Raw genomic sequence first — 11,559 nt, forward strand, 5'->3', positions numbered from 1 at the left:
TTAAAAACAGTTACTGATGCGCTCCGTCCATGGACCATAGATTTTCATGTCGCCCAAAATGATGGTTCTGTTTTCGGTTCTGGATCCCATGATAAAACAGGCCGCCATTGTCAGGCCACAGATCCCAATGGCTTGCTGGACATCACTCATGATGCCGGGTATTGGTTGAGGGACGAAAATGGCAATCTCACCAAAGCCATGCAACACATTTGTTGGGATGGCTGCATGTTTCCTAATGCCGTTATGGAGAAACAACAAACCTGGAATGACATCCTCGCAGCCTTGATAAAGGTCAGAGATGCACACGGATGGCATAGTTAAGATTATAGAAACAAGAAACAAGAAACAAGAAGCAAGATGAGAGACTAAAGGAAAACACTTTTTTGGTCTCAAATCTTATGTCTCACATCTAAAATCTAAAAAAATGAGCAATAAAAAACAAATACGAATAGGATTGATAGGTACAGGACTAATGGGCAGGATCCATACCAATGCTTATAAAAGAATCCCGGACTTCTTTTCCGAATTTGAATACATGCCTGTGCTACAGGCAGCCTGTGCCCGGAGAGAGGACAAAGTCAAAGCCTTTGCTGAACAATGGGGCTATGCTTCTTATGAAACAGATTGGAAGGAGCTCATCGCCAGAGAAGATATTGATGCAGTGGATATCTGTACTCCAAATGATACCCACGCGGAAATTGCCATTGCAGCGGCAAAAGCAGGAAAGATGATACTTTGTGAAAAACCCCTTTCCAGAACTTTGGAAGAAGGCGAGGCCATGGTCAAAGCCGTGGAACAAGCAGGGGTGAAAAACACCGTTTGGTACAACTACCGCAGGGTACCTGCAGTGACTTTAGCCAAACAATTGGTGGATTCAGGAAAACTGGGTAAGATTTTCCATTACAGGGCCAATTTCCTGCAGGATTGGACCATCAATCCCGAGCTTCCACAAGGTGGAGATGCCCTTTGGAGATTGGATGTGGATGCAGCAGGTTCTGGGGTAACGGGTGATTTGTTGGCCCATTGCATTGATACTGCCATGTGGTTAAACGGAGGTATCAAGGATGTTTCTGCCATGACGGAAACTTTCATTAAAGAAAGGGTTCATCAAGGCAGTGGCAAAGTACAAAAGGTAGGTATAGATGACGCCTGTTTATTTCATTGTCATTTTGACAATGGTTCTTTGGGTCTTTTCGAAGCCACAAGGTATGCACGGGGGCATAAGGCTTTATATACCTTTGAGATAAATGGAGAACATGCCTCTATCCGTTGGGACCTTCATGACATGAACTGGCTGGAAATATTCGATCATAAAGATGAATCACAAGTAAGGGGTTGGAGAAGAGTCCATATAACGGAAGGGGAACAACCTTACATGAACAGGTGGTGGATTCCCGGAACTTCCATTGGTTATGAGCATTCCTTTATCCATCAGGCTGCGGACTTTTTCTTGAGCCTGCAAACAGGTGAACCTTGCGCGCCAACCTTTCAGGATGCTTTTGAGACACAAAAAGTCTGTCAGGCAGTGCTGGATTCCGCAGCGTCAAAAAGTTGGAAAGACACTGAGGTTACCTGGAAAGGATAATTTAGCCTACAGTAAAAAATGTTTAAATGAAAAGTTGAGATAAGGACATTGAAATAATGTGGAAATATAGTAGAAAAATGTCCTCGACGAAATATTAAAAGAAACCTGCCAAGTTTCAGCATTCCAATTTCCATGCTAATTGGATTGGAAACTGAAAACATGGCAGGTTTAAAATTGAAAAGCACCAATATTATTTATTGAACTTCTTTTAGTTTTTCTGAGATAAAAACTTTGATAAGGCTTTGACGCGTTATCCCTAATTTTTGTGCTTCTCGATCTAAGTCATCGACCATCCATTCAGGAAAATCAACACTTACTCTCCTTGCTTTTAGCCCAGGCTTGATAACTTTATCGAGTTTAAGGTACGAAGTTATATCTTCTCCTTTTTCAAATTTCTCATCAAATTCAGCTGCTGTAATAGATCGCTTTTTCATTTTCTCTAGATTTTCTAACTGATATTATTCTTATTAAATCATTTCGGTAAGTAAAGACCGCAGTCCAAATAGCAACTTCTAGTTTAGCAATCAATAAGTAACGCTTCTCATCTACCGTTTTTGCCTCAATTATCGTTCTGTTTGGATCTTTCCATAGACTTTTTGCCTCAACAAAGTCTATCCCATGCTTAATTTTGTTGGCTTTGCTTTTTTGGATATCAAATTCAAAAATATTTCATAAAGTATACTGAAATTAATTAAAAAGTGTTTAATTTTTAAACAATTATCTGTTATAATTTTCTAGTAAATGCTACAAAGACTCCCTTTCAATTACCTTAAAATCATTTTTGATTTGCTTGCCCTGCCTCGTCAAAATCATTTCAGCGGTCAGTTTGCCCATTTTTGCAAAATCCGTACTGATCACGGTAATCCCTTTTTCCAATACTTCTTTGAGAGGTGTTTCATTGTAGGACAAGACCCCGATGTTTTTTCCGATTTTCAATCCTTTGCTACGCCGGGCAATCTTGATGAGGTTAACCAGGTCATTTTCTTCGATAATAATATAGGCTTCTTTATCCTGAATGGTAAGGGACGCATCTACTTCTGAAATGATTTTATACTCCAAACCTGCCTCCACAGCATACTTTTTAAATCCCAAGAGAATATTTTCAGGATAGGGATAATTAGAATGAAAAGGAAATACCAAAATCAATTTTTGATACTTCAACAATTTGGAATGGAGTTGTTTCAACGCATTATAAATATCCTGCTTGAAATCCTGAAAAACACTGCCAAAACAACCCCAAATTTCATCAAGATTATTGTCCAATAGAATCAACTTTTCTTTAGGTAAGGCATTAATCAGATCGATGGCTTTGGACTCACAATCTTTTTTAAAATGAGGCATGATAACAAAAAAATCATACTCCTCTTTCCTTTGTTCCAGAATTTTTTTCAATAAATCATACTCACAATGATGGATATGGAAAAAAATATCCGCTCGGTCTTCCAGGGCTATCAGGAATGAATTGAAAATCTCCTTTTTATAAGCACTCAATTTATTGAAAAGTAAGAGGATTTTGTATTTTGATAAATTGGAATGATGGCAGATGTAATAGCCTTTTCCCCGTACAGATTCTATAATACCCTGTTTTTTGAGAATGGTATAAGCCTTTTCTACCGTGTCTCTGGATAAATAATAATCTGCACTCAGGTTATTGATAGAGGGAATCTTATCCCCATAATTCAACACCCCACTGACAATCATTCCTTTGATTGCCTTTACAATTTGGATGTATTTTGGAATACTTGAGCTTTCATCAATGTCTAAGTCAAGCTGCATATTTTTCTGGGTTTGGGAAAGGCTAAGATTGGCACAAAATACTTTTTAAACAAATGGAATGTTGTGAAGAGCAAATCAGTATAGTACAGGATAGGAGATCTTAATGAGAAAGGTATATTTGATTGAAACTTGAAATTTGATTCCCTATACAATTCATGAAAAATACACAAGAAACCTTTAACCACGTGTCCTATCTATGGGACGATGAAAAAGCCGCGGCCTTGGGCAATGACGAAGTTGCTTTATTGATATACCGATCCAATATTTTGGGCGCTGACTTAAGAATCACCAATTACGGAGGAGGAAATACTTCCTGCAAAACTATAGAAAAAGACCCCCTGACCGGAAAAGAGGTGGAAGTCATGTGGGTAAAAGGTTCAGGCGGAGATATAGGAACCCTCACAAAAGCCGGTTTAGCCGGGCTTTATGTGGACAAGTTGCGCTCGCTTGAAGGGATTTACCGGGGGATTGAGCATGAAGATGAGATGGTAGGACTTTTCAACCACTGCATCTACGACCTGGACTCCAAGGCCCCTTCTATTGATACGCCTTTACATGCCTTTTTACCCTTCAAACATATCGATCACCTGCATCCCGATGCAGCCATTGCCATCGCGGCATCCAAAGATGGAGAGAAAATCACGCAAGAACTTTTTGAAGGACAGATTGCCTGGGTGCCTTGGCAAAGACCAGGCTTTGATCTGGGATTGCAATTGAGAGATGCATTGGAGGCCAATCCGGGTATCCGTGGCATCATGCTGGGCGGACATGGCCTGTTCACCTGGGGAGAGACTTCCTACGAATGTTATATCAATAGTTTGGAGGTGATCGAGAAAGCTTCCGCTTACCTCGAAGCCAATTACGGTAAAAAGAGACCAGTTTTTGGAGGAGAGAAAGTGAAAGCACTGGAGCCCGCTCAAAGGAAAGATCAGGCAGCCACAATCGCTCCCTTATTGCGTGGCTTGGCTTCCAGCTATAACCGCATGGTGGGCACTTTCAATGATTCTGAGACTGTGCTTCAGTTTATCAACTCCCATGACTTGGACAAACTGGCTCCATTGGGTACCTCTTGCCCCGACCACTTTCTAAGGACGAAAATTGCCCCGTTGGTATTGGATATCCCTGCTGATCAGAATCTGTCTGACCTGACTGCTTTGAAAGGTCATATAGAAAAGCTTTTTGCCCAATACAGGGAAGGATACAAAGGCTATTACGAAAACCACAAGCGCTCCAACAGCCCTGCTATACGTGACCCGAACCCGGTGATTATCCTTTGGCCGGGAGTGGGAATGTTTTCCTATGCTAAAGACAAGCAGACCTCTCGTGTAGCATCTGAATTTTATATCAACGCCATCAACGTGATGCGGGGAGCAGAGGCGGTTTCTGAATATGTCTCTTTACCGCTTCAGGAAGCTTTTGATATTGAGTATTGGTTGCTCGAAGAAGCCAAACTCCAACGTATGCCCAAAGAAAAAGCACTTTCCAGAAAAGTGGCTCTGATCACCGGAAGTGCCGGAGGAATTGGTAAGGCCATCGCGGATAAATTCGCGGCTGAAGGGGCCTGCGTAGTTATTTCTGATATAGACGAGGATCGCCTGACCAATGCCAGAAAAGATTTTGGAAAAGATGCCGCCATCGCCGTCAAACTCGATGTGCTGGATAATGATACCATTGCTCAAGCCTATAAGGAAGCCTGTCTGGCCTTCGGCGGAGTTGACATCATTGTCAACTGCGCCGGATTGGCCATCAGCAAATCTTTGGCAGACACAACAGAGGCCGACTGGGATTTGCTCAATGATGTCCTGGTCAAAGGTCAGTTCAAAGTTTCCCAAGCAGGAGTGGCCGTTATGAGAGCCCAAGGATTGGGTGGTGACATCATCAATATTGCTTCTAAAAACGCATTGGTTTCCGGACCAAACAATGTGGGCTATGGCACAGCCAAAGCTGCCCAGATTCACATGTCCAGGTTACTGGCTGCCGAACTCGGTCCCGACAAAATCCGGGTCAATGTGGTCAACCCTGATGCGGTCATTGAAGGTTCTAAAATATGGGAAGGTAAATGGGCAGAAGGCCGGGCAAAAGCATATGGCGTAACCGTGGAGGAATTGCCGGCTTACTACGCCAAGCGAACCTTGATGAATGAAATCATCAGCACCAAGGATCTGGCCAATGGGGTGTTTGCCTTTGTCGGAGGTCTATTGCCCAAGTCCACCGGGAATATATTGAATGTGGACGGGGGGGTGGCTGCGGCATTTGTGCGGTAAGTGAATTTCACGGAAAGGCGCTAAGATGAAACGGTGACACCTGTTATCCATCGTCATTCTGAGGTTTTAAAATTTAGCATTTAAAGAAAGGGAATGACAGTTGGGATACGTCATCCTGAACCGGAGCTTGCGGAGGTGAAGGATCTCCTAAACTATGGGAGATTCTTCACTACGTTCAGAATGACGCAGCAACAGATGTCATTCTCTTTTCTATACATTTCCTCAATTTTAAAATCCCGAAATGACAAGGAAAAGCTATCTTCCAAATTATTCCCTAATTTCAAATCAAAACAACTCCCACTTTGTGCCTTCGTGCCTTTGTGGCTAAAAAAATATTCCTTGCGCGCTTTGCGCCATTGCGAGAAAATATGAGAATAACCACCGACCATATCCAATCCACCAATAAACCAAGAGAAGTTTCCCATGCCAGGGAATTCAACTTCCTTGCTGAAAATCTCGAGAAAAAAGGCCTTGATGTAGAGCAATTGATAAAAAAACTGCAATACTTCCAGATCGCCATCCCTTCATGGGCTTTGGGCACCGGAGGTACCCGCTTTGGACGTTTCTCAGGAGGTGGAGAACCCGCTACCCTGATCCAAAAAATACAGGATATCGGTATCCTTCATGCGCTGAATAGATCCAGCAATTCAGTTTCCCTGCATATTCCCTGGGACATTCCTCAGGACTATGATGCTATTCTTCAAACAGCTGCAGAAGTGGAAATCGGTTTTGATGCAGTCAATTCCAATACCTTTCAGGATCAGGCAGACCAAAGTTTATCCTATAAATTCGGTTCCCTGGCCAATTATGACCAGAATATTCGAGCACTCGCTATTGAGCACAACAAAGAAGTAATCCGGATCGGTGAAAAACTGGGTTCAAAGGCCCTGACGGTTTGGTTGGCGGATGGATCCTCTTTTCCCGGCCAACACAGTTTCCGTAAAGCCCTGCAAAGCACCTATGAGTCTTTACAGGAAATTTACAAAGAACTCCCTTCAGATTGGAAAATGCTGGTGGAGTACAAACCTTATGAACCTTATTTTTATAGCACAGTGATCCAGGATTGGGGTACCTCCTTTTTGTTGGCCAATAAACTGGGAGAAAAGGCTTATACTTTAGTGGATCTGGGCCATCACCTGCCCAATACCAATATTGAGCAGATAGTGGCTACTCTAATGACTGAAGGCAAATTAGGCGGATTTCATTTTAACGACTCCAAATACGGGGATGATGACCTGACCGTGGGCAGCATCAAACCTTACCAACTCTTCCTGATTTTCAATGAACTGGTAGCCGGTTTCGAAGAAACTTCCAATCCTGCGCCGGCATGGATGATTGATGCCAGTCACAACCTGAAAGATCCTTTGGAGGACTTGTTGCAATCCATAGAAGCCATCAAACTGGCTTATGCCCAAGCTTTGATCGTGGATCAAAATGCCCTTCATGCTGTACAAGCTTCCCATGATGTGACCTTGGCCCAGGAAATACTTCAGGATGCTTTTAGGACTGATTTGAGGCCATTGGTCAGGGAAGCCATCCGACAAAGTGGTGGGGCCATTTCCGCTATCCATAGCTATCGGGAACTCAAAGTCAGGGAAACGCTGATCAAAGAAAGAGGCAAAGACAGTAAAGCCAGCGGATTGTAACATGGAACCCATCAAAGTAACCGCCATATTTGACATAGGAAAGACCAATAAGAAGTTCTTTCTCTTTGACAAGGACTTGAAGGAAGTCTATAAGGTGTATCATAGGCTGGAATACATAGAGGATGAGGATGGAGAAGATTGTGAATCCATTCAGGCACTTACCCAATGGGTCAAACAAACCTTAAAGGAAGCTTTAGCTCTGCCTCAATTTTTGGTCGTCAAACTCAATTTCACCACCTATGGGGCTTCATTTGTACATATTGACCAATTGGGAAATCCGGTCGCGCCCCTGTACAATTACCTAAAAAAGTATCCTGATGACATTTTAGCGCAGTTTTATGCAAAATACGGCCCAGTTGAAAAATTCAGCCAGGAAACTTCCTCTCCTGCCTTGGGCATGTTGAATTCCGGCCTACAGCTTTATTGGCTAAAATACACCAAACCGGAAATCTTTAAGAAAATCCACCGGAGCCTTCACCTTCCCCAGTACCTTTCATTTCTTTTTACGGGAAAAGCTGTTTCAGAATATACCAGCATAGGCTGTCATACAGGCTTATGGGATTTTGCCAAAGGAGATTATCACCATTGGGTCAAAGCAGAAGGGATCGACAAAATATTACCAGTGGTGGTGGATACTACGACCAGTTTTGCCAAGACCTTTGACAGGCACAGCATGAGTGTAGGCGTGGGAGTACATGATTCTTCCTCCGCTCTATTGCCTTATTTGACCAGCAATACCGAACCATTTGCCCTATTGTCCACAGGTACATGGGCCATCAGCATCAATCCTTTTAATGATGCCCAATTAACATTGAACGAGCTTCGTAAAGACTGTCTCCATTTTTTGAGCAAGGAAGGCCGGCCCATCAAAATCAGCCGTCTGTTTATAGGGGAGGAACACAAAGTACAGATCGAAAAGCTCTATACCCATTTCCAATTGGAAAAAGGCTATTACAAAGCACTGTGCTTTGAAAAGGAGGGGTACGATAAAGCCAGATCGAAAACCCACAAACGGTTCAGGTTTGAATATCTGAAGCCTGAGGTCTTTGGAATTTCACAAGCCAATGAAACCGACTGGAAAGGTTTTGCAGATTTTGAAGATGCCTATTACAGCTTTATCCATGAACTCACAGAATTGCAGGTGGCTTCCCTCTCTTTGGTCCTGAATGGCAGCACTCCAGTCAAAAAACTATATATCGATGGAGGCTTCAATGCCAATCCCATTTTTGTGGAGATGCTAAGGGATAAACTACCAGGTATAGCAATTGAAACTACGGACTTTGCTTTGGGGACGGCGTTGGGGGCAGGGATGGTGGTGAATGGTTGAGATTGATATCAATATATACTGATGTATATTGTTATTGAAAATTGATAAACCTTAAGTTGTAATAGGGAAGAAATGTTACTCTTGCCGTTAAGCACCGAATGGCCATTACCAAACTTAGATCAAAAAGACCTCGCTTTTACTGCTTCACATACAAAATAGAGTTAAAATTCCTAGATATCTTATATGGATTTAAAAGTTTGTAATAGCGGGCTTTATTTGTGAATGTTTTACTCTAACTTTTAAGAATACATTTCAAAATATTTTTATTGCTTCAATTCAAATAAATATATTTTGTCCTCATAGAGTAAACCAATTTTGTTTTCTGAGAATGAAAATCCCTCTGAAGCTTTGGTTTGATTAAGGTTAGGTAAAATAAAAGACTTTAAATACGCTTTTGATTCAATATCGTATATATCCAAAACTCTATTATCTGAATTATTTCGATCTGATACATTGGAAACAATTGCCAATCTGTCTTGAAAGATAAACGCGTCAGCAATTAATAAAGGAGCATTATCCAGCATTGCTCCACCTCCTATATTTAACACTTTTGGCTTTTCAAAGTCATAAATGTAGCTACCTTTTTCAAGTATGTTATGCTCAGGATCATAGGTAAACCAAAGGTCAGAGAAATACGAAGTATGTATCAAAAATCCATTATTCTCCAAAATCTTTCCTTCATAAATCAATGCTGAGTTTTCTTCATTAAATAAATCATTGATCTTTTCAATTACATTATAACTATCTTCTTTTAAGGAATGTAAAAAATATGACAACTTTATACCCCTTTCAGTTGCCACTAAAATCAATGAAGTATCATCCATTTGTACTCCCCTCTCGACAGGCACTGAAAACTTTTTATAAAAATACACAGAATCCTCAAAGTCCTGGATTTTAAAAGTATGTTTTTCTGTATCGAAAATCGAAAGTTTGTTTTCATCCAGAATATGATAATTACGAACCATAAAATTCTCCTTGGGCCCTTCACCCCATTTGCCCAATGAAGCTAGTGGATGCAGTTCTTTATCAAGTTTTATAAGACTTTTGTTCAAATAGTCATAGCTATAAAAGTACTCTCCATAAGACTCAAACCTTTTTAAGGGACGTTCAATTAAAACGCTGTCCATCAAAAGAATTTCACCAAACATTCTTTTTTCTTCAGTTCTATTAGAGCAACCAATAACGAAGAGGATTACTAAACTTAGTAACCCTCCTCTTATCTTTAAATTCAGATTCATCAATACTTTTTTTCACCTTTTACACCACCTTCACCTCTGTATGTTGTGCCAAGTACTGTTCCGTCAGCAACAATCTTTACGCAAACATAGGTATCACCTGATGGACAAGTAATTACTTGTTCAGATCTTGACTTTGATGTGATTAAAAAAGACAATATTGCTATTGAAAGTAAAACACCTATTCTGATTTTCTTAATCATCTTATTTAGTATTTATTTTATGAGTAGAATCACCAGGACCTTTCCAAATATCCAAGACATCGCTTATATAAACACATCTAAATTCATCACCGGTAGGACAAGAATAATTTACAGTTTGACTATTAATTTTTGAAAAACTCACCAATGATATCATAAATAAGAATAACACAACAATTTTTTTCATAATTAAATTATTTTACAATTCGAACTTTTGCATCACCTTCACCTTTATACGCGGTCACACCACTTTCTGTCGTATAACATTTATATGTATCACCTGAGGGGCAGGTGATTACCACCTCTTGAGCACTGGAGAGAGAAAATATGCAACAGGCACAAAGAACAATAAAGAAAATCCTTACTAATTTTTTCATAATTAATATTTTTTAGTTGAAAGATGTTCAATATTAAACTTTTAAATCTGAATTAAAACCTGTTAAATCATTGATTATGTGAAATTTAAAAAATTGGATTCTTCCAACACATAAAAAACCAAACAATATTCTAAAACCTCAGGTTACCCCCCCCTATAAAAAAACTAATTAATAAGTATTAGTTGATTTTCCGGAATTAAAACTTTTTTCATAGTTTTTGAAAAAAATTGAAGTGAAATTTTAACTGGATAGAAAATAAAGCTTGCTTTTCCTGCGGTTCGGTATCGGACTCAGATAAATAGGATTTCAAATACTAATTTTATTTGGTAAAAGAATGAATTAAAAATTTCTGTGATCTGTACTCGAAATGGTAAATTTTGAGAGGCAGACTAAAATATAAAAGGCCCTTTCAAGTTTCTATAATCGGCAAGTACTTTGCTAAAAAAATCTTGAGGTTGCAAACACGAATTTGGCCATCAGCAAGGTAATCGGAAGATGCAGGGGTAATGATAAGGTGGTTTTTCCCACCTGCCGAGGGCCTAGGAGTCCTACTGCCGGGAAAAATGAAATAAGCCCGAGCAACTCCTCAGTTATCATTCGTTTAATCATGAAGTAAAATTAATTATTTACCCTGAAAATTAAAATTTCTATTTTTATATTTCAGGGTAAAAGATGCCGTATCCAAAAGGATTTCTTCCCTATTTTCAAATTAGCAGTTATCCTGATGGATCAGAAAACTAAGCTTAGGAGGTATTTTTCCTTGCCTCCTTCCTTGAAACCTAAATTTCACTACCCAAAGGAAAACTATATCTACGGAGGTTTCACTGCTAATCCCATTTTTGTGGAGATACTCAAGGATAAACTGCCCGGAATCAGTATTGAAACCACGGATTTTGCTCTGGGGACGGGACAGGGGGCAGGGATGTTGGTGAATGACTGAGCTTGATATCAATATATACTGATGGATATTAGATATTTGGATATGGCTGAAATAAAGTAGAAATATGGTTGAAATAAATAGAAATATTTAGCCAGAATACTGATTGGGATATTATTATCTTGAAAGACGGAATCATCTTATCTTGTTGGAACAATTTTCAGATAAGTAAAGTAGTTTTGATAAAGATGTAATCTAACAATGAAATAAAA

The 11,559-nt window shown here is 40.0% G+C and carries 10 protein-coding genes and 1 pseudogene; 6 read left to right on the forward strand and 5 right to left on the reverse strand.

All coding sequences use genetic code 11. From position 1 onward, the window contains the following. Both QZT73_RS14825 and QZT73_RS14830 read left to right on the forward strand, forming a co-directional pair. Positions 1-321: pseudogene (locus QZT73_RS14825) on the forward strand (sugar phosphate isomerase/epimerase); the annotation flags it as partial. 103 nt (positions 322-424) lie between these two features. Continuing rightward, positions 425-1,585 carry a Gfo/Idh/MocA family oxidoreductase gene (locus tag QZT73_RS14830; RefSeq protein ID WP_291781985.1) on the forward strand — a complete coding sequence of 387 codons (1,161 nt, stop codon included), beginning with the start codon at positions 425-427 and terminating at the stop codon, positions 1,583-1,585. Positions 1,586-1,779: 194 nt separating this feature from the next. Here the strand turns inward: QZT73_RS14830 and QZT73_RS14835 are convergent, their stop codons facing one another. From QZT73_RS14835 to QZT73_RS14845, 3 genes are all read right to left on the reverse strand, one after another. Next, a complete protein-coding gene (locus QZT73_RS14835; RefSeq protein WP_211299966.1) occupies positions 1,780-2,019 on the reverse strand; it encodes a CopG family antitoxin in 240 nt (79 codons plus the stop codon). After that, positions 1,991-2,251 (reverse strand): BrnT family toxin, encoded by a 261-nt coding sequence (locus QZT73_RS14840; RefSeq protein WP_363331100.1) that lies wholly within the window; start codon positions 2,249-2,251, stop codon positions 1,991-1,993. Before QZT73_RS14840 ends, QZT73_RS14835 begins: the two co-directional genes overlap by 29 nt. A 78-nt stretch (positions 2,252-2,329) precedes the next feature. Further along, positions 2,330-3,361, reverse strand: a complete 1,032-nt coding sequence (locus QZT73_RS14845) for a GntR family transcriptional regulator (RefSeq protein ID WP_291788970.1) — start codon at positions 3,359-3,361, stop codon at positions 2,330-2,332. Positions 3,362-3,516: 155 nt separating this feature from the next. Between QZT73_RS14845 and QZT73_RS14850 the strand changes: the two genes are divergently transcribed. From QZT73_RS14850 to QZT73_RS14860, 3 genes are all read left to right on the forward strand, one after another. Then, complete coding sequence (locus QZT73_RS14850) at positions 3,517-5,625, forward strand: bifunctional aldolase/short-chain dehydrogenase (RefSeq protein ID WP_291788974.1); 2,109 nt, start codon at positions 3,517-3,519, stop codon at positions 5,623-5,625. 368 nt (positions 5,626-5,993) lie between these two features. Continuing rightward, entirely contained in the window at positions 5,994-7,271 is a 1,278-nt protein-coding gene (locus tag QZT73_RS14855; RefSeq protein ID WP_291782001.1) for a sugar isomerase, read from the forward strand. A 1-nt stretch (position 7,272) separates the two neighbouring features. Then, the gene (locus QZT73_RS14860; protein ID WP_291782004.1) at positions 7,273-8,598 is read left to right on the forward strand and encodes an FGGY family carbohydrate kinase; all 1,326 of its coding nucleotides are present in this window, start codon (positions 7,273-7,275) and stop codon (positions 8,596-8,598) included. 263 nt (positions 8,599-8,861) lie between these two features. Here QZT73_RS14860 and QZT73_RS14865 read toward each other — a convergent pair whose 3' ends face one another. Then, positions 8,862-9,836, reverse strand: coding sequence for a hypothetical protein (locus QZT73_RS14865; protein ID WP_291788976.1), 975 nt, complete (start codon positions 9,834-9,836; stop codon positions 8,862-8,864). Continuing rightward, complete coding sequence (locus QZT73_RS14870; RefSeq protein ID WP_291788979.1) at positions 9,836-10,036, reverse strand: hypothetical protein; 201 nt, start codon at positions 10,034-10,036, stop codon at positions 9,836-9,838. The genes QZT73_RS14865 and QZT73_RS14870 overlap by 1 nt, the downstream gene beginning before the upstream one ends. Positions 10,037-11,134: 1,098 nt before the next feature. Between QZT73_RS14870 and QZT73_RS14875 the strand changes: the two genes are divergently transcribed. Then, positions 11,135-11,350 carry a sugar kinase gene (locus QZT73_RS14875; protein WP_291788981.1) on the forward strand — a complete coding sequence of 72 codons (216 nt, stop codon included), beginning with the start codon at positions 11,135-11,137 and terminating at the stop codon, positions 11,348-11,350. The last annotated feature ends 209 nt before the right edge of the window (positions 11,351-11,559 follow it).

It is taken from the genome of Cecembia sp., assembly GCF_007126775.1.
Classification (GTDB): Bacteria; Bacteroidota; Bacteroidia; order Cytophagales; family Cyclobacteriaceae; genus Cecembia.